The 20,479-nt window shown below is 55.8% G+C and carries 19 protein-coding genes; 7 read left to right on the top strand and 12 right to left on the bottom strand.

Features of this window, described 5'->3' with window-relative positions; genetic code table 11:
* Nucleotides 1-248: 248 nt before the first annotated feature.
* The 4 genes from ybiX to Electrica_RS17375 form a co-directional block, all read right to left on the bottom strand.
* Entirely contained in the window at nt 249-926 is a 678-nt protein-coding gene (ybiX, locus tag Electrica_RS17390) for a PKHD-type hydroxylase YbiX (RefSeq protein ID WP_141965050.1), read from the bottom strand.
* Nucleotides 927-971: 45 nt separating this feature from the next.
* The gene (locus Electrica_RS17385) at nt 972-3,260 is read right to left on the bottom strand and encodes a catecholate siderophore receptor Fiu (protein WP_141965049.1); all 2,289 of its coding nucleotides are present in this window, start codon (nt 3,258-3,260) and stop codon (nt 972-974) included.
* Between the two features lie 272 nt (nt 3,261-3,532).
* Entirely contained in the window at nt 3,533-3,787 is a 255-nt protein-coding gene (locus Electrica_RS17380) for a YdgH/BhsA/McbA family protein (protein ID WP_131047720.1), read from the bottom strand.
* 157 nt (nt 3,788-3,944) lie between these two features.
* Nucleotides 3,945-4,559, bottom strand: a complete 615-nt coding sequence (locus Electrica_RS17375; RefSeq protein ID WP_100684051.1) for a flavin reductase family protein — start codon at nt 4,557-4,559, stop codon at nt 3,945-3,947.
* A 95-nt stretch (nt 4,560-4,654) separates the two neighbouring features.
* Between Electrica_RS17375 and rlmF the strand changes: the two genes are divergently transcribed.
* Nucleotides 4,655-5,575 (top strand): 23S rRNA (adenine(1618)-N(6))-methyltransferase RlmF, encoded by a 921-nt coding sequence (gene rlmF / locus Electrica_RS17370; RefSeq protein WP_131047721.1) that lies wholly within the window; start codon nt 4,655-4,657, stop codon nt 5,573-5,575.
* A 47-nt stretch (nt 5,576-5,622) separates the two neighbouring features.
* On the opposite strand, the gene ybiO is transcribed toward rlmF, so the two are convergent.
* From ybiO to rhtA, 6 genes are all read right to left on the bottom strand, one after another.
* Nucleotides 5,623-7,830 carry a mechanosensitive channel protein gene (gene ybiO / locus Electrica_RS17365; RefSeq protein WP_141965048.1) on the bottom strand — a complete coding sequence of 736 codons (2,208 nt, stop codon included), beginning with the start codon at nt 7,828-7,830 and terminating at the stop codon, nt 5,623-5,625.
* A 116-nt stretch (nt 7,831-7,946) separates the two neighbouring features.
* Entirely contained in the window at nt 7,947-8,669 is a 723-nt protein-coding gene (gene glnQ, locus Electrica_RS17360) for a glutamine ABC transporter ATP-binding protein GlnQ (RefSeq protein ID WP_004859814.1), read from the bottom strand.
* Nucleotides 8,666-9,325 carry a glutamine ABC transporter permease GlnP gene (gene glnP / locus Electrica_RS17355; protein WP_100684049.1) on the bottom strand — a complete coding sequence of 220 codons (660 nt, stop codon included), beginning with the start codon at nt 9,323-9,325 and terminating at the stop codon, nt 8,666-8,668. The genes glnQ and glnP overlap by 4 nt, the downstream gene beginning before the upstream one ends.
* 150 nt (nt 9,326-9,475) lie before the next feature.
* The gene (glnH, locus tag Electrica_RS17350) at nt 9,476-10,222 is read right to left on the bottom strand and encodes a glutamine ABC transporter substrate-binding protein GlnH (protein WP_100684048.1); all 747 of its coding nucleotides are present in this window, start codon (nt 10,220-10,222) and stop codon (nt 9,476-9,478) included.
* 414 nt (nt 10,223-10,636) lie between these two features.
* Nucleotides 10,637-11,140: a DNA starvation/stationary phase protection protein Dps gene (dps, locus tag Electrica_RS17345; RefSeq protein ID WP_131047723.1), complete on the bottom strand. Its 504-nt coding sequence runs from the start codon at nt 11,138-11,140 to the stop codon at nt 10,637-10,639.
* Nucleotides 11,141-11,389: 249 nt separating this feature from the next.
* Nucleotides 11,390-12,277: a threonine/homoserine exporter RhtA gene (gene rhtA / locus Electrica_RS17340; protein WP_141965047.1), complete on the bottom strand. Its 888-nt coding sequence runs from the start codon at nt 12,275-12,277 to the stop codon at nt 11,390-11,392.
* Between the two features lie 353 nt (nt 12,278-12,630).
* Here rhtA and ompX point away from each other — a divergent pair, with 353 nt between their 5' ends.
* Nucleotides 12,631-13,140: an outer membrane protein OmpX gene (gene ompX, locus Electrica_RS17335; protein ID WP_100684046.1), complete on the top strand. Its 510-nt coding sequence runs from the start codon at nt 12,631-12,633 to the stop codon at nt 13,138-13,140.
* A 104-nt stretch (nt 13,141-13,244) separates the two neighbouring features.
* Here ompX and Electrica_RS17330 read toward each other — a convergent pair whose 3' ends face one another.
* Both Electrica_RS17330 and mntS read right to left on the bottom strand, forming a co-directional pair.
* Nucleotides 13,245-14,822, bottom strand: coding sequence for a phosphoethanolamine transferase (locus Electrica_RS17330; protein ID WP_131047725.1), 1,578 nt, complete (start codon nt 14,820-14,822; stop codon nt 13,245-13,247).
* A gap of 269 nt (nt 14,823-15,091) precedes the next feature.
* Nucleotides 15,092-15,217, bottom strand: a complete 126-nt coding sequence (gene mntS, locus Electrica_RS17325) for a manganase accumulation protein MntS (RefSeq protein WP_100684044.1) — start codon at nt 15,215-15,217, stop codon at nt 15,092-15,094.
* A 181-nt stretch (nt 15,218-15,398) separates the two neighbouring features.
* Between mntS and mntR the strand changes: the two genes are divergently transcribed.
* From mntR to Electrica_RS17300, 5 genes are all read left to right on the top strand, one after another.
* Nucleotides 15,399-15,872 carry a manganese-binding transcriptional regulator MntR gene (mntR, locus tag Electrica_RS17320; protein WP_100684043.1) on the top strand — a complete coding sequence of 158 codons (474 nt, stop codon included), beginning with the start codon at nt 15,399-15,401 and terminating at the stop codon, nt 15,870-15,872.
* Nucleotides 15,869-16,981: an SLC13 family permease gene (locus tag Electrica_RS17315; RefSeq protein WP_141965046.1), complete on the top strand. Its 1,113-nt coding sequence runs from the start codon at nt 15,869-15,871 to the stop codon at nt 16,979-16,981. Before mntR ends, Electrica_RS17315 begins: the two co-directional genes overlap by 4 nt.
* 107 nt (nt 16,982-17,088) lie before the next feature.
* Nucleotides 17,089-18,129 carry an aldo/keto reductase gene (locus Electrica_RS17310; protein ID WP_131047727.1) on the top strand — a complete coding sequence of 347 codons (1,041 nt, stop codon included), beginning with the start codon at nt 17,089-17,091 and terminating at the stop codon, nt 18,127-18,129.
* Between the two features lie 153 nt (nt 18,130-18,282).
* Nucleotides 18,283-19,659 (top strand): glycoside hydrolase family 1 protein, encoded by a 1,377-nt coding sequence (locus Electrica_RS17305; RefSeq protein ID WP_141965045.1) that lies wholly within the window; start codon nt 18,283-18,285, stop codon nt 19,657-19,659.
* Nucleotides 19,660-19,739: 80 nt separating this feature from the next.
* Nucleotides 19,740-20,456, top strand: a complete 717-nt coding sequence (locus Electrica_RS17300) for a GntR family transcriptional regulator (protein ID WP_131047729.1) — start codon at nt 19,740-19,742, stop codon at nt 20,454-20,456.
* Nucleotides 20,457-20,479 lie beyond the last annotated feature (23 nt).

The following is a 20,479-nucleotide window of genomic DNA, read 5'->3' as shown; positions in this document are numbered from 1 at the left end:
ACCTCCTCACGGTTGTTACTGTCAGTATATACCCTGAATAATTCGCGTTGCAGGAAGGCGGTACGCAGAGCACCCCCAGGGGCCGACTCCGGCAAGTGACTGGGGTGCACGACAAAGCTGCCTGCAACAAATTTGCTCGCTGCGTTGCGACGGCCCGTGTGGGTGAGCCGACTAACCCGGCCAACGGGCTGCAACCTGGAATAGGGCGGGTAGCGTGAAGATGGGGCAAAAATCGGTCAGACAAGGGATCAGATTTCCGACCACTCCCGCAGCAGGTTATGGTACAGATTAAGCAGCGATAGCACTTCATCACTCTCGCCATGGCGGCTCTTCAGGGTCTGAATATTCCGATCCAGCTCGAACAGCATGCTGCGGCGTTTGTCATCGCGGATCATCGACTGGATCCACAGAAAAGAGGCCACGCGTACCCCCTGGGTCACCGGCGTCACGCAGTGCAGGCTGCTTGACGGGTAGAGCACCAGGTCGCCTGCCGGCAGCTTGACCGTATGCTGACCATAGGTATCGTTCACCACCAGTTCGCCGCCCGTGTAACTCTCCGGCGCGCTGAGGAACAGGGTGGCGGAAAGGTCGGTGCGCATCCAGCCGCCCTGGGCCTGACTACGGACCGCGCCGTCAACATGAAAACCGTAGGTTTCACTCTGTTGATAGCGGTTAAACAGCGGGCTGGAGAGGGTTTTGGGCAGCGCGGCGGCGAAGAATAACGAGCTGCGGTTGAGCGCCGCGAGGACCTTATTCTGCAGTTCGCCGTATAGCGGGCTGCGGGTATCGACCTGCTGATTTTTTTTCACCAGCGTGCCCTGATCGCCGGTCGTGGCTCGCCCGTCAACCCAGTCGGCCTGCTGCAGCTGCGCGCGAAAATCGTCAACTTCCTGCGGGCTGAGAACGGCGGGGATATGGTACATCATCGTTGTTTCTCCTGAAAAAACGGGGCGTTGCCGCCCCGTAGCGGATTAGAAATGCACGTTGGCGGTCAGCAGGAAGGTACGCGGTTCGCCCGGATGATAGCGGTAGCCGCTCTTGTTGATTGAAGCAACATAATGGGTATCGAACAGGTTATAGACGTTCAGCTGCAGATCGACGTTGCGGTTGATACGATAGCCCACTTTCGCATCAGCCACCCAGTAACCCTCGGTGTGGGATGGTGTACCGACGGCACCGTCGCTGCCGCGATGCATGCTGCCGATGTAGCGAGCGCCTGCGCCCAGGGAGATGGCATCGGTTGCCTGGTACTGGTTCCAGAGGGTAAAGGCGTGCTCCGGCGTGTACGGCAGCGCGCTGGTGCCGTCCTGAGCGATGTTTTTGCCCTCACGGATGCTGGCGTGCTGCTGGGTATATCCGCCGATGACCTGCCAGTCCGCGGTGATATTACCGGCCAGCGACAGCTCATAGCCCTCAACGCGTTTTTTACCGTATTGCGAATAGGTGCCGTCGTCGTTTTGCTCGACTTCGTTCTCAATATCGGTACGGAAAAGCGCTGCCGTCAGCAGCAGACGTTTATCCATCAGTTCCCACTTGGTGCCGACTTCGCTGGTCTTCGCTTTTTGCGGTTTAAAATCGGTACGGTTGGCGCTATTCCCGCTGCCGCCCTGGGCCAGGGCAAAGTTATTGCCGCCCGGAGGCTGCTGAGAGATAGCATAGTTGACGTAAACGTTGCCGCTGTCGGTCAGGTGATACAGCGCGCCGGCTTTCCAGTTCACCAGATTGCCGCTGGTGGAGGTATCAACCGTGGTTAGCGGACTGTTTTTCGCCACGCCGTTCGGGCAGGCGACCGCGCCGCGCCCGGTGCCACCGCACAGGCTGGCGCTGTCATATTTGGTCTGATAGTTATCCAGACGGATGCCGCCGTTAAGCTCGAAATCACGGGTAATCTGCAGGGTATCGAAGGCATAGACGCCGAAGGTATCCGTCTGCCCGTTGGCGTTGGCGCTGCTGCGGTCCAGACCGCCAACAGAGATACTGCTGGTGGGATGGTAAATATTGACCGCCGGAGGCGTAAGCGGATAAACGCCGTAGTTGGTCTGTGTTTCCCGGGTCAGTTCGAAACCGGCGCTGATGTCATGCCCGATCGAGCCGGTATAGAACCTGGAGGTCAGGTTGGTCTGGTTGGTCAGAATTTTATTGCTGACATCTTTGGTGTTCGCCAGACGCGACCAGCTCCAGGTGCTGACATCGTTCGGGTCCGGCCGGGCGATGTTGGTCGCGCCGCCCATCACTGCGGTCAGCAGGTAATCTTGTTTTACGCGCGACCAGCGGGTGGTGTTGCGGATGGTGGTGTTATCACTCAGGTCGTGCTCGAAGCGCATGGTTGCCGTATCGGTGGTGGAGTCGTCGTAGTCAGAATCCGTCCCGTAGAAGTTGCTGGTGGCGACCTTACCCGAGTGATTGAGCGCCGCGGCACCAGAGGTTGGCGCGGAGTACCCCGGCAGACCGATGGTCGGAATACCGCCGTCTGGCGTGTTGTGCTGGGTCACATGCAGGTAGTTCAGGTACAGACGGTTCCCGGTGCCGAGACCAAATGCGGCCGATGGCGCGATGCCATAACGCTCGTTTTTGACATTATCGCGGCCAGCATCGTGGGTCTTTTCACCCATCAGGTTCAGACGCACGGCGCTGGTTTCGCCGATGGCTTCATTGATATCGAGCGTACCGCGGCGGAACCAGGCGCTGCCGGCGCTGACGGAGGCATCGATACCGGAATCCAGGCGCGGCTGCTTGCTGATCATACTGATTGAGCCAGTCGGGGCGCTGCGGCCATAGTCAGAACCCGACGGGCCTTTAATCACTTCCACCTGCTCGGTGTTAAAGGTATCGCGGGTTACGCTACCGATATCGCGGACGCCGTCGACATAGATGCTGTTAGAGGTATCGGCCCCACGCATATAAATGGTGTCGCCGGTCGACGAGCTGCCGTTTTCCCCGGCATAGAAGGCCCCGACGCCGGGAACGTTTTTCAACGCATCGGTCAGGTTGGTTACGCCCTGATCTTTCATTACCTGGTCGGAGACCACGGTGACCGTACGGGTGGTATCGGCGAGCGGGCGGGAAAATTTGGGGTCGGCGGATTGCGTAGGGGCATACAGAGAGGGAGCCTGCGCTTCCACCACCAGCGTTTCGCCGCCATTTTTATCCGTGCTGTCTGCGGCCATAACCCCTCCTGCCGGCGACAGGCTCAGGCACACGCCGGTAAAGATCGTCAGCGAGCTAAAACTGCTGAACGGTAAATTTTGTTTTTTGTCCATTTCAATAAGCAACTTATAGTTTTGATTTAAGCCATTACGACCGCAGGCCCGATGATGCCGGTCCCCGACCACTGCAGGTGATTTATTAAAAATAACAATGAATTTGATAATGATTGTGATAATCATTATCAAATAGCGGCAAATTTTTATCACTCATTGATAAAAAAATAAATACATTTCTTTACGTGAGCTGCATTTTTGTTACATAAAAGGGCGTAGTCGGCCATGAGGGTCGGAAACACCTTGGGTTCCGATCCGTTCAGCGCTGTGGATTATTTATAGATAATGGCGGTACCGGACATTTTATTCGCGCCGCCGGCGGAGTTGATTCGCCAGGCAATCGCCCCTTTTTGATGGGCTTTTTCCGCCAGTTTTGCCTGCAGGTCATCCAGATTGCTGGCGCCAGATGCGGAGACGGTGCCTGCCGGGCGTAGCGGACCGCTCTCGACGGGAGACGGCGCGGCCTGGGCAATAAAAGAGGTGGCGGCAAGGATGATTGCGGTGAGTAACAGCAGATTTCTTTTCATGAGCATATCCTCATTAACTGCATGGGACATACTTTAAGTTTAGGCTTTTACGCCAGGATAGACAGGGTAAAAAAACTGAAGCCAGACAATATCTTTTTTGCATAAACGATGGCCCGACCAGGCGCGCGCCGTGGGCCGGGCAGAACAAAAAAACGGCTTAACGGGCGTCCGGGCGGATCAGGTCGAAACGCAGATTTTCATCGATAGTGTAATAGGCGCTCGGCCCGCCGGCGCGGAGAACCGGCCTGGCTTTAGCGGTCTGATAGACGCCATTTTCCAGCAACGACTCATCGATATGGACCGCGACCACTTCCCCCAGCACCAGCCAGCTGTCGACAGGCTCGCCATCGGCGCGGGTCAGGCGAATACATTGAGAGAGGCGACATTCGAAGTTGACCGGGCTTTCCGCGACCCGAGGGGCGGCGACGATACGGCTGGCGGCGGCAGTCAGCCCGGCGCGGGCAAATTCATCTTCGTCGCGGGGGAGGCTGGCGGAGGTTTCGTTCATCGCTTCAGCCAGAGGGCGGGTGGCCAGATTCCAGACAAACTCTTTGGTTTCGACAATATTCTGTACACTGTCTTTCCAGCCGCTGCTGGCAAAACCGATAATCGGCGGCCGATAGTTAAAGCAGTTAAAGAAGCTGTAGGGGGCAAGATTACGATGACCCGCGGCGTCCAGAGAGGCTATCCAGCCGATAGGGCGTGGGCCGATAATCGCGTTAAGCGGGTCGTGCGGCAGGCCATGTCCCTGAGAAGGTTGATAGAAATACATAGAACACCCGTAACCGAATAAGAGATATCCAGACTCCCTTATTTACCGCGCCGCCGTCAACGGGTATCTTACGCGGCTGTTCAAAGGAGATTACCATGAAAGCCCAGAAACCGGGGTTACACCCGCGTAACCGTCATCATCAACGTTATGATTTGCCCGCGCTATGCCAGGCTCACCCTGAGCTGCAAGGTTTTATCACCCTTAATCCGGTGGGCGAGCAGACCATCGATTTTGCTAACCCGCTGGCGGTGAAGGCGCTGAATAAGGCGCTGCTGGCGCACTTTTACGCGGTGAAACACTGGGATATTCCGGACGGCTTCTTATGCCCGCCGGTGCCGGGCAGAGCGGATTATATCCATCACCTGGCCGACCTGCTGGCGCTGGATACCGGCACCATTCCTGAAAATGCCAGTATTCTGGATATTGGCACCGGGGCAAACTTAATCTATCCGCTGATTGGCGCGCATGAATACGGCTGGCGTTTTACCGGCAGCGAAATTAGTCCGCAAGCGATCGCCAGCGCGCAGGCGATCGTTAACGGTAATCCGGGCCTCAGCCGCCAGATTCGTCTGCGTCGACAGAAAGAGCACGGAGCTATCTTTAGCGGTATTATTCATAAGAACGAGTGTTTTGATGCGACGTTGTGCAACCCGCCGTTCCACGACTCCGCTGCCAGCGCGCAGGCCGGCGGCGAGCGCAAGCGTCGGAATCTGGGACTGGGGGCGGATAGCGTGATGAACTTCGGCGGCCAACAGCAGGAGCTGTGGTGCGAAGGTGGAGAAGTGGCGTTCATTACGCAGATGATCCGCGAAAGCCAGCAGTTTGCTCGCCAGGTGAAATGGTTCACCTCACTGGTGTCGCGCGGCGATAATCTGCCGCCGCTTTATCGCGCGCTGAGCGAAGCCGGCGCGGTGAAGGTGGTGAAAAAAGAGATGGCCCAGGGACAGAAGCAGAGTCGCTTTATCGCCTGGACCTTCATGGATGAAGCTAAACGCCGCCGTCCGCTGGCGCGCTAAAGATCTACGTGGGCGGTCAGGTGCGCCTGGAATGTGCTCTGCCGTGGCTATAGCGTCGGTTCTGCGGGTGGCGCGGCGGTGGGCGCTGGCGCCGGCAGAACCTGGTAGGTTTGCACCGGCGCCCGTATCCCGGCGAGGTCGAAGTGTTTCTTCACCTGGGTATCGAGAGCATAGCGTACCGTCCACTGCTTCAGCGGCAGGGTGGTGAAGGTGACCCGCAGGGTAAATGCCGTATTGCTCAGGCCGACAAGCCCGGCAAATGACGGCTCGCCAATCACCAGCCCGCGAATCTCCTGCTGGTCCATCACGTCGGCAACCGCATTTTTCAGCGCCTGAGCGGCTTTATCCAGATCTTCTTGTCTGTCGACATCGTAGTTGGCAACCACTGAACCAATGCCGCGCACGAAGTTCGCAAAGGTGGTAATCGAGGACCACGGGATAATATGATACGCGCCGGTATCCTGGCGCACGCCGACGGAACGGATCGACATCCGTTCCACCGTGCCGGTTAACGGCCCGATGGTCACCAGGTCGCCGGTATTCATCCCGTTTTCAAACTGGATAAAAATGCCGGTGATAATATCTTTTACCAGCGTCTGGGCGCCGAATGAGATGGCCAGCCCCAGTGCACCGGCGCCAGCCAGCAGCGGCGCAATGTTCACCCCCACTTCGGAGAGCAGGATCATCGCCGTGATGGTGCTGATAATGACCGCCAGCGCGTTACGGAATAACGTCAGCAGCGTGCGGGCACGGGCCCCCGGTAGCGGGCGGCCGTGAATATCCGAAGCCAGGCGGTTTTCAATCAGGCTGGCGAGCAGCGTCCAGCCGATGGCGGAGAAGAACAGAATCAGTGCGATGCGAATCAGCACATCCACCGCTTTTTGTCCGGCGCCGTTTTGCATCCAGTTCCAGAAATCAAACAGTCCCCACGCGCTCATCAGCAGCATAATCGCCACGCAGACCACTAAAATTCGCGCTACTTTCAGTGCGACGGAGATCCAGCCGTTCAGCCGCTTTTGCAGTTCAGGGTAGTTGCGCTGGGTCTGCGGCGACAGGGTGATGGTTTTTGCTATCCAGCGCGACAGGATACCGGAGAGCAGCGCGGCGGCGCCGATAATCGCCAGGCTGCGCAGCGTGGCGCCCATCATAAACTTCAGGCTGTTGCCGGGGTCGAACAGGGAGAAGAAAAACAGCACGATAAAGTAGAGGCAGGCCAGCCAGTGCCAGATGAGCGCAAAGGCGCGGATAAACAGGCTAAAGAAGGCCAGCGAGCGGTCTGCCAGGTGCAGCAATCCCTGGGTAATCCGCGTTTTATTACGGAAAATCAGATACAGCGCCCAGAGGGTGATGCACAGCATAATGACCACATTCGCCAGCGCGCCGACCTGGACGTTGACCTGATTAGAGATAATCGGCACTGCGACAATCAGGCCGTAGCCAATCAGACTGCTCAGCGCGCTCAGGCGCAGGCTCCAGTACTTCGCGCTCTCATCTCTGAGGTTAAACGGCCTCAGATCCGCCACCCGCGGGCAGAAAATCATACGCAGAATCGCTTTAAAAAACTCGATGAGGGCGAAGGCATTCAGAAACAGGCTTTGTTGAAAGGCGATGGTCCGGTTTCCGCCGTTAAACCGATCGCTGAGCATCTGACGAACAAACAGCGTCAGCGCCAGCAGGAGCAGATCGCAGATAAACGCGCCGGCGATGGTGGCCGGAAGCTGTAGCCAGTTACCGCGATCGTGGTTTTTACGCCGCCCCCACTGACCCATTTTGCGATACAGCGGCAGCGCGGCGAGGCGGACCAGCCACCAGAAGGTGAAAACCAGTACGGCCAGCAGCAGGAAATGGCCGGCGGCGTTGCGAAAGGTATCGGCATGGAACGGCTTGTGCGCCGAGGCGGTGATATTGCGCCATAGCTGAGAAAAACGCGAAGCAAAGCGTTCACCGTACTCGCGGCTCACCTGGGTGACGTTTTCCAGTACCGTGTGTTCATCTTTCTCTTCCGGCGGCGCCAGCCTGGGCGTGCTGGCCGGCGGCGGTGTGGCGGCGGCAGAGCGCAACTGGTCGATCAGCTCCTTGCGGGCGGCATCGTTTTCCAGCACGTCAGCCAGCGCCGCATAGGCGGCCTTTTTTTTCTCAAGGTCTGGTTCACTGCTGGCGGGTTGTTCAGCGGTCGCGGTCGGGACGCCGGGTAGCGTCGCTGCTGAAAGCGGGGCGGTAAACAGCGTTGCAAGCAGTAACAGGATCCACGGCACGGGCGCCTCCATCTCATTCCAAAACCATTAAGTATAGAAGTTGATCGCGGGAGAGGCGGCGGGGGATGTGTCTGGAAAGCAAGAGCGGCTCCCCGCATGCGGGGAGCCTGGGGTTATCAGGCAACGTGCTGCAGAAACTCGCGCAGGCGCGGGCTCGGCGGGTTTTTCACCAGTACCTGCGGATCGCCATCTTCGGCGATACGCCCTTTGTCGATAAAGATCAGTCGCGATGCCACTTTTTCAGCAAAACCGATCTCGTGGGTCACGATGACCATCGTCATCCCTTCTTCCGCCAGATCCTGCATCACTTTCAGTACTTCGTGACGCAGTTCCGGATCCAGCGCCGAGGTCGGTTCGTCAAACAGCATCATTTTGGGCTTTACCGCCAGGGCGCGAGCGATGGCTACGCGCTGCTGCTGGCCGCCGGAGAGCTCGGAAGGGTAGTGGTGCGCGCGTTCGGCGAGCCCCACTTTTTCCAGCAGATCTTTAGCCAGTTTTTCGGCGGCCTCTTTTTTAGCGCCGCGCACGCGCAGCGGCCCGAACATGACGTTCTCCAGCGCCGTCAGGTGCGGGAACAGATAGAACTGCTGGAACACCATCCCGGCTTCCTGACGGATCAGGCGCTCGTCGACTTTCGGGTCATTAACCTTCAGACCATCGACGATCAGTTCGCCGCTGGTGATCTCTTCGAGTTTATTAATACAGCGCAGCAGCGTTGATTTCCCGGAGCCGGATGGCCCGATAATCACCACGACTTCGCCTTTATTGATCTTCAGATCGATATCGTGCAGCACCTTGGTCGGGCCAAAGTGCTTGGAAACATTTTTAAATTCAATCACAGGATTTTCATCCTTCTTTCAAGACGGCGCAGAATAAAGCTCAATACCAGGGTGATTATCAGATAAATCACGGCAACGGCGCTCCAGATTTCCAGCGCGCGGAAGTTACCGGCAATAATCTCCTGGCCCTGACGGGTCAGTTCGGCGACGCCGATGACGATAAAGAGCGAGGTATCTTTGATGCTGATTATCCACTGGTTACCCAGCGGCGGCAGCATGCGACGCAGCGCCAGCGGCAGAATCACGTGGCGGATAGTTTCGCGACGGGACAGGCCAAGCGCCAGGCCGGCTTCACGGAAGCCTTTGTGAATGGAGAGTACCGCCCCGCGGGTAATTTCTGCGATATAGGCGCCGGAGTTGATCATGATGGTCACGACCGCCGCCGAGAAGGGGTCAATGCGTAGATCATTGAACGCCATCGGCAGAGCGAAGTAGATAAACATGACCTGAACCACGATAGGGGTTCCGCGAATGATCTCGATAAAGACTAACGCAACGTGGTTCGCTATCCAGCCGCCAAAGCAGCGGGCGAAACCGGCGACGAGGCCGATTATCAGACCGCCGGCCAGGCCGAGGACGGAAATCCACAGCGTCATTTTGGCGCCTTCCAGCAAAATTGGAATGGCAGGCCAGATGGCACTCCAGTCAAACTGCATAATTCGTTCCTGTTACCGTGTCGAAAAACAGAGGCGCGCCTCTGAGAAAAAGTGACTCAGGTCTGCGGCAAGGTGCTACCCGGATGGTGGCCAGGGGCCCTGTCCGGGTGAGCAGAATTCAGCAGACCTGTAAGCGATCAACTCTGATTATTATTTTGGCTCAGTACCGAACCATTTTTTGTAAATTTCGTTGTAGGTGCCGTTTTCACGCAGCGTTTTCAGCGCGCCGTTCACTTTCTCGCGCAGTTCGTCGCTGCCTTTCGGGAAGGCGATACCGTAGTTTTGCGCTTCCAGCGATTCCCCTACCGCTTTAAACTGACCGTGGCCGGCCGTTTTGATGAAGTACAGGATGTTTGGCGTGTCGTGCAGAACGGCGTCAGCGCGACCGGTACCCAGCTCCATATAGGCGTTATCGATATTCGGGAACTGACGCAGGTCTTTGGTTTTGATATTGGCTTTCGCGTAGTCAACGGAGCCGGTACCACCTTTTACTGCCACGACTTTACCGTTCAGGTCCTTCACATCTTTGATGTCGTTGTTATTGGCTTTCACCATCACCAGCAGACCGCTCTTATAGTAGCCATCGGAGAACTCGATCGCTTTCTTGCGCTCTTCAGTAATGGTAATCCCCGCCAGCGCGAGGTCGATGTTTTTCGTTTGCAGGGCAGGGATGATGCCGCTGAAATCCATCGGTTTCAGGGTGTAGTTCAGTTTTAACTCTTTGGCGATGGCGTCCCACAGGTCGACATCAAAACCGACATACTTATCACCTTGCTTAAATTCAAACGGTACAAACGCCGTATCGGTCGCCACAATCAGTTGTTTTTCAGCGGCCTGAGAAGAAACCGCAAAAGCCAGGGTCAGTGCAGCCAGTGAAACTTTTAATACAGACTTCATAGCATTTCCTTTTTTATCCACGGGACGATCCCCTGCGAGAACGTTTAACCCTATGAAAAAATCGTGCCAGTTTTACAACTTGTTGTTTTATAACAGACCAAGTCTATCCTGTTGCACGGTTTCGGTTACAGGTCACGATAAATGCACCGCATTGGGGCGTCATTCTGGTGCGCCATAAACACGCCGAATAACAAGTGCATTTTTAACGCAAACACTGATGGTAAAACAATCTCGATGTAACGATTGTGTGAGGTGATTATTACAATTGTTTTACTTTTGTACGTATTTTGTGCATTGTTGTGCACTGAAATGGTGCGGGTGGGGAGCGAGGAAAAAATCAGGCGGCAGAGGTCAGGGTAAGCGGAAAAAAAACCGCCAGCGAGGCTGACGGTGATAGTGCGGGATGAAGCAGGATTATGCGATGTTGGCTTCGATGAACCACAGGAATTTATCCAGATCGCGGGAGGCGGCGGTAAAGATGTCGGCGGTGTCTTCATCTTTTGCTTCGCCGATCGCTTTACGCACGTCATTGGCCACAATCGCGTAACGGTCAGCCAGCTCTTTCAGGTGATCCTGAACGTTGTGAATATCCAGCGGGTAGCTTTTTAGCGGAGTTTTGCTGTTGATCACCTGAGTGGTGCCCAGCGCGACGCCGCCCAGCTGTACAGCGCGTTCCGCCATGGTGTCGAGGTGGTCGGTCAGCGCGGTGCGGAAGCCATCCAGCATTTCATGAACGGCAATAAAATTGGCACCGCGCATATTCCAGTGAGCCTGCTTGGTAATCAGCGACAGGTCAATGAACTGGATCACCTGACGATTCAGCAGCTCGACGGTTGCTTTCTTCTCATTGTCGGCAACATCGTTGCGGGTATAGAGCAGATCGGATGCTTTCGTTTTAACCAGTTTTGCGGTACCCATAGTTTCATATCCTCTTGATATTTATACTCGTCATACATCAAATGTGAATTAAATGGAGCGCGTGTCCCCGGTAACTGATGGCACTAAGTATAGCAATGGATTGGAGTATGAAGAGGGTGGTAGTCCCTATCGGTTTGATAGCGCGGGGGCGTTGGCTATTTTGAAAAACGCGTGAAATTGCGTAAAAAGCCAGCGTGGGAGCGCGGTTCTGCACGGGGCGAGACCAGCGTGCAGAACCGGTAACGTCAGCTAGCTGATATCCACTTTTTCGATTTTGCTTGCCCGATGCATCGTCAGCGTTGAGCCCATCGAGGCGAGGATAATCGCTCCGAGCGCTAGAGTTTGCGTAAAGGTCAGCGTCTCCCCAAGAAATATCATGCCCGATAGCGCAGCGAGCGCCGGCTCCATGCTCATCAGGGTGCCGAATGTGCGGGTGGGCATACGGGTGAGGGCAATCATTTCCAGCGAGTAAGGCAGCGCCGTAGAGAGGATGGCGATGGCCAGTCCCAGCGGCAGCAGCGACCACTGGAACAGCGTGTCGGTCGCCTGCAGCATGCCCAGCGGCACAAAGACGACGGCGGCAATAAGCGACCCCATCGCCACCGTTGCCGGACCGTGTTCTTCCCCGGCCCGCTGGCCGGTCAGAATATAGACGGCCCAGCAGCTCCCGGCGCCCAGCGCCAGCAGTGCGCCGGTCAGATCAACCTGCGCGACGTCTTGCCCCAGCGGCAGCAGGAACCACAGCCCGAGCACGGCCAGAATGACCCAGACGAAATCGAGCGGACGCCGCGAGCCGAACAGCGCGACCGCCAGCGGCCCGGTAAACTCCAGCGCCACCGCAATTCCCAGCGGAATACGCTGAATCGATAAGTAAAACAGATAGTTCATGCCGCCCAACGTCAGACCGTATAAGAGGAGCGGCAGGCGCTGCTCTGCGCTAAAGCGCAGACGCCAGGGCTTGAAGATGATAACCAGAATCAAGGTGCCTAACGCCAGGCGCAGAGCGGTCACCCCGGGGGCGCCGACGAGCGGGAACAGCGATTTCGCCAGCGATGCGCCGCTCTGAATAGAGACCATGGCGATTAAAACAACCAGCGTCGGCAGCCATGCCGGTATTTTGCGGGACGAGCCGGGCATCCTTTCTCCTGTCAGGGTTTGTCAAGTGCGGTAAAACTTCCAGTGTAAATGAATTAGCTGGCTACGGTTTATCTATTGTTGAAAAAAACGCGTACCGGAAGCGTACAATGCGGCGAGACGAGAAGAGAAATTAACCGGTTGATTAGGATTAATCTGGATGCACGAGCGGGGCCTTATCGGCCTTAATAGTAGGGTGTTCGCCAAAAGCGTTTGTTTTCCAGTTTGTTACAGAAATATGGAAACTTTTAGTTACATGAAAAGGTATGTTAGACAGTGTAAAGTCAAAAGAGTTTCCTGAAAGTTTTTGATATATTTAAGACTTAGGACTTATTAGAAACACATTTGAGGTGGTTATGAATAAAATTGCACGTTTTTCAGCACTGGCCGTTGTTCTGGCTGCATCCGTAGGTACCGCTTTCGCTGCAACTTCTACCGTTACCGGTGGTTATGCTCAGAGCGACATGCAGGGTGAAGCTAACAAAGCTGGCGGTTTCAACCTGAAGTACCGTTACGAGCAAGACAATAGCCCGCTGGGTGTTATCGGTTCTTTCACCTACACCGAAAAAGATCGTACTGAAGCTGGCGTATACCAGAAAGGCCAGTACTACGGCATCACCGCAGGTCCGGCTTACCGTCTGAACGACTGGGCTAGCATCTACGGCGTAGTGGGCGTTGGTCACGGTAAATTCCAGGACAACAGCTTCCCGAACAAGCACGACATGAGCGACTACGGTTTCTCCTACGGTGCAGGTATGCAGTTCAACCCGATCCAAAACGTTGCTCTGGACTTCTCCTACGAGCAGTCTCGTATTCGTAACGTTGACGTTGGCACCTGGATCGCTGGCGTTGGTTACAGCTTCTAATCACTTCGGTGATATAAAAAATCCGCCTGACAGGGCGGATTTTTTTTGCCTGAAACGCGCGGCGTTCGCCGATTTGCCGCCGGGCTTTCCGGCGGCGGGCCCTGCTACTGGGTCGTGAACAGATCGCTACCCAGATGGGTATAGTCCACTTTCTGTAGCTGGAAGTTGGTGATATAGGTCGGCCCGGCAGCTTGTTCGGAGATGAAGCGGTAGCGAGGCTTAATCTCGGTGGCGCTGATCCCGGTCCACTGCGAGAAGAACCCGAGGAAATCGTTGGCGGAGCGCCGTGCTTTAATCACTTTATGCGCTTTATCATCGCTGGACAGCACCATAAACGGCACCTGGAAATTCTGCTGGTACTTATCATCGTGCGCCAGGTACTGAACCTCTTTACCGCGTTCTTTAAAGGCCAGACCGTGATCGGAAAAATAGGTCATCGAGAAGCTTTCACCCGAATTCTGCAGCTGATGATAGAGCTTGCTCAGCAGGGTATCGGTTTGCGTCATGCTGTAGAGATAACAGGACGTCTCTTTTGATTGCACAAAGACGGTATATTTCCCTTTGGTACGATCGCAGGCCTGCGGGTGAGATCCCATCAGATGCAGGACGATCAGCTGCGGCTGGGTCCGCTGCACGGAGAGCACCTGCTCGGTGAGCTTCAACAACTGCTCATCCTGCGTATTTTTGTTGGCCTCAAAATCGCCATTCTTGAGGAACTGCACCTCATCCGCACGCTTTGCGATGCTGGCTATCGCCGTATCGTATTCGCCAATCTGCCCCTGATTGGAAAACCACCAGGTCTGGAAGCCGGCGCGGTTCGCCAGCGTGACGAAGTTATCCTGATATTGCGGTTTGCCGTCCACTACCCGGTTGAGCGTTAAGCCGAGTGATTTTTGCGTCGAACCGCTGGCGGAAATGTAGTCATTAAACAGATAGCCGTTAACCGAGCTGGCGAACGGGGTGTTGTCCCACTGGCCGCCAAACGCCCCGAGCGCATCGCGGCGCGCGCTCTCTCCGATGACCACGACGTAAAGCTGATATTTGGGTTTGACCGCCAGCACATGCCAGCTGTCTTTCATATTGGCCAGTTGCGTCATGCGCGCCTGCTCGTCCAGCACTTCCTTATTGTTGACCACCACGTCTTTCACGAAACGGAAGGCGGGGTAGCCGGTATCAATCACTTTGAAGACGCCGCCCCACGCCAGATTCTGCACCGGCTGCAGAAAGAAGATGCCGATGCTGAACAGCAGCCCAAGGATCTCCATTTTGCTCCACGGCTTACGCTCTTCCGGTTTGCGACGCACGGCAATCACGCCGAGCGCAAAAATAAAGACCGCCAGCAGGTAGTTGTACCAGGGAAAGATAGTCAGAATTTCCGTGGACTCTTCGACGTTGGTGGCATGCAGCGCCAGCAGCGTGTTGAAGTTGGGGGCGCCATACGCCTGGCCAAACGGGTAATACAAGGCGGCAAGCAGCGAGTAGCCTCCCACCACGACTTTTTGCATCCGCGGGGCATGACGCCACAGCAGATGTAGCACGCATGTAAATGCGACGGTATAGAGCAGACTCAATTCATAGCCGAGTGCGAGGTTAATCAGCAGAGACTGGAGAAAATAAAATCCTGTCCACGGGTTAGGGACTAATCCGCGAGCGACCAGCGTTTCTTTCAGGGTGACATTCATAGTTATTAATCAAAAAGACGCCATGTGCATCCCCTGGCATCAAGGGGTAAAACCTGCTGGACAGTGCCTGAAGAGGGTCTCTGCGAGCCGCAGTAGTGGCAGGGCTGACAAAAGATAGGGCTTGCAAATGATAAGGTCAACCGGACATAACGGATTGTTTTGAGAGAAAGCTTACAAAACTTGAAAAAAGCGGCGAGAGTGCGGGGAAACGGGTCAGTTTGACAGGGGATTATGACAAAGAAATGAAGCGGCGTACCGCGACGCCGCATTTAGTGATGGGGTTTTTCCTGGCGATTCTTGCCATTTATCATGTCGCACAGCATGTTAATTAGCATTAAACGGACTTGAAAAGGGGAATGAGTAAACACGCGTAAGCACCTCTTGAATTCGTTCATGGGACCTCCTGTAATTTCGCCCTTCGCTCCTTGAAGGATGTCTGCATTACATACAGATATAGCACAGGCTATATTTTATAGCTATGGCTAAAACGTTAATTTTTTGTGCTACGGGCCCAATCATTTACAATGGGGCTCTTTTGAGATGATGCTTGAGGCGTCACACGTATGAGGAAGCACAATGAACCGTCGCGCGGGTAGACCTATAACAAAAAAAGTGACGCAGCTTGTTAATGTTGAAGAGCACGTTGAAGGGTTTCGTCAGGTGCGCGAAGCCCACCGTCGGGAGCTGATTGACGACTACGTTGAACTGATTTCAGATCTGATTCGCGAAGTGGGAGAGGCGCGTCAGGTTGATATGGCCGCGCGTCTGGGGGTCTCCCAGCCAACGGTGGCCAAAATGTTAAAACGCCTGGCCAGCGTCGGCTTGATTGAGCAGATCCCGTGGCGCGGGGTCTTTTTAACCCCGGAAGGCGAGAAGCTGGCGCATGAGAGCCGCGAACGCCATCAGATCGTCGAGAATTTCTTACTGGTTCTGGGCGTGAGTCCGGAGATAGCCCGCCGCGATGCGGAAGGGATGGAACATCACGTCAGTGAAGAGACCCTGGCGGCATTTAATCAGTTCACTGTTAAATATGGGCGGCAAGGAGAATGAATCTTCCGTTTATCCAGTCTCTGGCTCGCGATCGTTTTCTGCATTTACTCCTGATCATCGCCTGCGGTTTAAGTTTCTTTGTCCCGTTTGCGCCAAAAAGCTGGCCTCAGGCTATCGACTGGCACACCATTATCACCCTGAGCGGTTTGATGCTGCTGACCAAAGGGATTGAGCTGAGCGGCTACTTTGATGTGCTCGGCCGCAAAATGGCGCGGCGGTTTGCCACCGAGCGCCAGCTGGCCATTTTTATGGTCCTTGCGGCGGCGCTGCTCTCGACGTTCCTGACCAATGATGTGGCGCTGTTTATCGTCGTACCGCTCACGCTGACGTTGAAAAAGTGGTGCGCGATACCGGTAAACCGGCTGATTATTTTCGAGGCGCTGGCGGTCAACGCCGGATCTTTGTTAACACCTATCGGCAATCCACAAAATATCCTGCTGTGGGGGCGATCCGGGCTTAGTTTCCTTGGGTTTATCGGGCAAATGCTGCCGCTGGCGGCGGCAATGATGCTGACGCTGCTGGCGCTGTGCTGGTGCTGTTTCTCCGCCAGCCGCCTGTCCTTTCAAAGCGCGGATCGGGCGCCATCGTGGCAGCCGAAGCTGGTGTGGAGCTGTCTGGCGTTTTATCTGATATTCCTGACGGCCTTAGAAATGAAGCTTGAACTGTGGGGCCTGGGGCTGATTATTCTCGGTTTTCTGCTGCTGGCGCGAGCGGTGATTATCCATGTTGACTGGTCGCTGCTGCTGGTCTTTATGGTGATGTTTATCGATGTTCATCTGTTGACGCAGCTTCCCGCGCTGCATCAGGTGCTAAGCGGCGTCGGCCAGCTTTCTGCTAGCGGCTTGTGGCTGTCGACGATTGGCCTGTCGCAGTTTATCAGCAACGTACCGGCCACCATTCTGCTGCTCAACTATGTCCCTCCTTCGACGCTGCTGGCTTGGGCGGTCAACGTTGGCGGCTTTGGCCTGCTTCCCGGTTCGCTGGCCAATTTAATCGCGCTGCGTATGGCGTCAGATCGCCGCATCTGGTGGCGTTTCCATCTTTACTCTCTGCCGCTGTTGCTGTGGGCGGGGGCGGTTGGTTACGCATTATTGCTATTCATCGCCTGATTTTCGGAGGATTGGGCAAGGAACAGACAGAATCACCCCATTCGCCCGCTTCGCCGCGGGCGTATAACGTTAACGCTGAGGTTTAATATCCTGATGAGGAGAGTCCAATGCGTTATCAAAAACTCGGAAACACCGGTCTGTTTGTCTCCCGACTGTGCCTGGGCACCATGACCTTTGGCGGCGAAGGCGGCATGTGGGGGAAAATTGGTCAGCTGCGCCAGACGGAGGCCGAACAGCTGGTGGGCAGTGCGCTGGATGCGGGCATTAACTTTATCGACACCGCCGATGTCTATTCTGAGGGCCGGGCGGAAATGTTAACCGGCCAGGCGCTAAAAAACCTGAAGGTTCCGCGCGAGAACGTGGTGGTCGCCACCAAAGCCTTTGGCGAAACCGGTACGGCCGGCGTCAACTCCCGCGGCAGTTCGCGCTTTCACATCATGGGAAGCGTCAAAGAGAGTCTGCGACGGCTGCAGCTCGATCATATCGATCTTTATCAGCTCCACGGTTTCGATCCGGCAACGCCCATTGAGGAGACGCTCTACGCGCTGGATAACCTGGTGCAGCAAGGGCATGTTCGCTATATCGGCGTGTCAAACTGGGCGGCCTGGCAAATCGCAAAAGCGCTGGGGATTTCCGCGCGCCTGGGGCTGTCGCGCTTTGCCTCCCTGCAGGCTTACTACACCATCGCCGGGCGCGATCTGGAGCGTGAACTGATCCCGATGATGCAGAGTGAAGGGGTCGGTTTGATGGTCTGGAGTCCGCTGGCCGGCGGTTTGCTGAGCGGGAAGTACGATCGCGATGGTCAGAGCGCTGAAGGCGGCCGCCGCCAGACGTTTGATTTCCCGCCGGTAAATAAAGATCGCGCCTTTGACTGCATCGATGTTATGCGCGTCATCGCGCAGGCGAAAGGTGTTTCGGTCGCCCAGATTGCTCTTGCCTGGCTGCTGCATCAGCCGGCGGTCAGCAGCGTGATTATCGGCGCAAAACATCCCGCGCAGCTGGCGGACAACCTCGCCGCCGTCGATATTCACCTGAGCGAAGAGGAGCTGGCCCAGCTGGATGCGGTCAGCGCCCTGCCGCGCGAATACCCCGGCTGGATGCTTGAGCGCCAGGGCGAATATCGCCGCGATCAGCTCGCCCGGCAATAAACACCGTACGTTGTCTGGCCGGATCGGCGCCCCCGATCCGGCTTTTTTATTTGCTGCGCTCACAAAAAACGATCCTTTGTTTTGCCTGGGAAGGGAATACTGTTTATATGACTAGTCATGAAATATAAATGACTATTCATAAAGGGGCGAGAGATGAACAATGCACTACCGGCGGACTTTTTGTGGGGGAACTCGGTTTCCAGCATGCAGACGGAAGGGGCCTGGAATGAAGGGGGGAAGGGGATGTCGGTGTACGATGTTCGCGAACCCGCGGAATTCGCCTCCGACTGGAAAGTCGCGACGGACTCTTACCATCGCTATCGGGAAGATTTCGACCTGATGCAGGATCTGGGGATGAACTGCTATCGTTTCCAGATTGCCTGGAGCCGGGTATGTCCGCTGGGCGACGGCGAATTTAATGAACAGGGGATCGCCTTCTATCACCAGTTTATTGATGAACTGCTCGCCCGCGGTATTGAGCCGATGATCTGCCTGTATCATTTCGATATGCCGCTTTCGCTGGCGGAACGCTATAACGGTTTCACCGATCGTCGCGTGATGGACGCTTTTATTCGTTACGGCCAGAAGATGATTGCCTGCTACGGCGACAAGGTGAAGTACTGGCTGACCTTCAACGAGCAGAATCTCTACCATATGCCGGAGGCGTTCCTTATTACGGGCTATCTGCGTGGTGAGAAAACCTTGCGCGAGCTGTACCAGATCCAGCACCACGTGATGATGGCCCACGTGCACCTGACCCACTATCTGCACCAGGTGAAACCGCAGTGTTTAATGGGCGGTATGCTGGCGCACGCGCTGGTCTATCCGGCGACCTGTAAGCCACGCGATATTCTCTGTGCTCAGCAACTGGATGAGTTCTTTAACCAGAATCTGCTGCGCGCATTTGCCGGAGAAGGCTACAGCCCGGAAGTCATGCACTTCGTGGCGCGGGAAGGTTTTAGCGAGATCTACCGGGAAGAGGATCTGGCGCTGATGGCGACGGTAAAAGTCGACTATCTGGCCTTCAGCTACTATGCCAGCCGGACCCTCGACAGCGATCCTGTGCCGCCTGATACGCCGGTGAACAACTATATGCTGTTCGGTGATAAAGCGAATCGCTGGTTGAAAGCAACGGAATGGAACTGGCAGATTGACCCGCTCGGTTTCCGTATGATTATCACGCGCTACTACAACGACTGGCGTTTGCCGGTATTCCCGATTGAAAACGGCATTGGCGTGATTGAGTCATGGGATGGTGAGACGCCGGTGGCCGATGATTATCGTATTGCCTATCATCGCGATCATATCAACGCCATGAAAGAGGCGATATTTACCGATGGCGCGCAGGTGATGGGCTACCTGGGCTGGGGATTGATTGATATCCTTAGCTCTCAGGGCGATATGCGCAAGCGCTACGGTGTGGTGTATGTGAATCGCGAAAACCACGATCTGAAAGACCTTAAGCGCGTGCCGAAGAAAAGCTACGCCTGGTTAAAACAGGCTATCCACAGCAATGGTGACGCGCTGTAGCGGGGCTATCTGTTCTCAGGCCCGCCAGCGTTTGGGCAACAGAACACTTCCAGAGAACATCATTAATAAAAGGACGGGGAATGACGGCGAAGTATCTTGCGATCGCGCGGGAAATCAAAAAACGAATTATCAGCCAGCAGTATCTCGCCAGCGCCCCGTTACCCGACCAGTTTGCGTTGGCGGCGGAATTTAACACCAGCAGGATGACCATCCAGCAGGCGATGCGCCAGCTGATTGTCGAGGGGCTTATCTATACCCGCAAAGGGCAGGGCACCTTCGTGCGCAAGAACTTTCTGCAGCTCTCGCAGTGGGAACTGCCGGGTAGCGATTACTTCGGCGCCACCAAAACCTGGGAGCATCTGGGGGAGGTGACCAGCCAGGTGATCCGCTTTGAACCGCGCTTTGCCACGGAAAAGGAGCAAGCCTCGCTGCTTATCGACGCCGATGCCCCGGTCTATGACTTTGTCCGCCTGCGGGTGCTCAATGGCGAGCCGGTCTCGCTGGATATGACGGTGATGCCCGTGGCGCTGGTGCCGGGGCTTAATAAAACCCATCTGGAAAGTTCGGTGTTTCGTTACGTGCAGGAGACGCTGGGGCGAAAGCTGATGGGCTCGTATCGCGTGGTCCGGGCGATGAAGCCGGATGCGCTGGATCAGCAGCATCTGAACTGCGGCGAGAGCGACCCGGTGCTGGAAGTCGAGCAGGTTATCTATCTGGAAGACGGGACGCCGCTGGAGTATGCCCGCTGCCACTATCGCTACGATCATGGCGGCATTATCCTGGTCAATAACGGATAAAAAAGGCGGGCACCGGGCCCGCC

This window comes from Klebsiella electrica, from assembly GCF_006711645.1.
GTDB lineage: Bacteria > Pseudomonadota > Gammaproteobacteria > Enterobacterales > Enterobacteriaceae > Klebsiella > Klebsiella electrica.
Note: the sequence above shows the minus strand (reverse complement) of the source record. Positions and strands in the feature narration are given on the sequence as shown.

Excerpts from the sequence above, each read along its gene's own strand:
- ybiX (WP_141965050.1), bottom strand. The coding sequence starts at position 926 with ATGATGTACCATATCCCCGCCGTTCTCAGCCCGCAGGAAGTTGACGAT.
- Electrica_RS17385 (WP_141965049.1), bottom strand. The coding sequence starts at position 3,260 with ATGGACAAAAAACAAAATTTACCGTTCAGCAGTTTTAGCTCGCTGACG.
- Electrica_RS17380 (WP_131047720.1), bottom strand. The coding sequence starts at position 3,787 with ATGAAAAGAAATCTGCTGTTACTCACCGCAATCATCCTTGCCGCCACC.
- Electrica_RS17375 (WP_100684051.1), bottom strand. The coding sequence starts at position 4,559 with ATGTATTTCTATCAACCTTCTCAGGGACATGGCCTGCCGCACGACCCG.
- rlmF (WP_131047721.1), top strand. The coding sequence starts at position 4,655 with ATGAAAGCCCAGAAACCGGGGTTACACCCGCGTAACCGTCATCATCAA.
- glnP (WP_100684049.1), bottom strand. The coding sequence starts at position 9,325 with ATGCAGTTTGACTGGAGTGCCATCTGGCCTGCCATTCCAATTTTGCTG.
- glnH (WP_100684048.1), bottom strand. The coding sequence starts at position 10,222 with ATGAAGTCTGTATTAAAAGTTTCACTGGCTGCACTGACCCTGGCTTTT.
- dps (WP_131047723.1), bottom strand. The coding sequence starts at position 11,140 with ATGGGTACCGCAAAACTGGTTAAAACGAAAGCATCCGATCTGCTCTAT.
- rhtA (WP_141965047.1), bottom strand. The coding sequence starts at position 12,277 with ATGCCCGGCTCGTCCCGCAAAATACCGGCATGGCTGCCGACGCTGGTT.
- ompX (WP_100684046.1), top strand. The coding sequence starts at position 12,631 with ATGAATAAAATTGCACGTTTTTCAGCACTGGCCGTTGTTCTGGCTGCA.
- Electrica_RS17330 (WP_131047725.1), bottom strand. The coding sequence starts at position 14,822 with ATGAATGTCACCCTGAAAGAAACGCTGGTCGCTCGCGGATTAGTCCCT.
- mntS (WP_100684044.1), bottom strand. The coding sequence starts at position 15,217 with ATGAACGAATTCAAGAGGTGCTTACGCGTGTTTACTCATTCCCCTTTT.
- mntR (WP_100684043.1), top strand. The coding sequence starts at position 15,399 with ATGAACCGTCGCGCGGGTAGACCTATAACAAAAAAAGTGACGCAGCTT.
- Electrica_RS17315 (WP_141965046.1), top strand. The coding sequence starts at position 15,869 with ATGAATCTTCCGTTTATCCAGTCTCTGGCTCGCGATCGTTTTCTGCAT.
- Electrica_RS17310 (WP_131047727.1), top strand. The coding sequence starts at position 17,089 with ATGCGTTATCAAAAACTCGGAAACACCGGTCTGTTTGTCTCCCGACTG.
- Electrica_RS17305 (WP_141965045.1), top strand. The coding sequence starts at position 18,283 with ATGAACAATGCACTACCGGCGGACTTTTTGTGGGGGAACTCGGTTTCC.
- Electrica_RS17300 (WP_131047729.1), top strand. The coding sequence starts at position 19,740 with ATGACGGCGAAGTATCTTGCGATCGCGCGGGAAATCAAAAAACGAATT.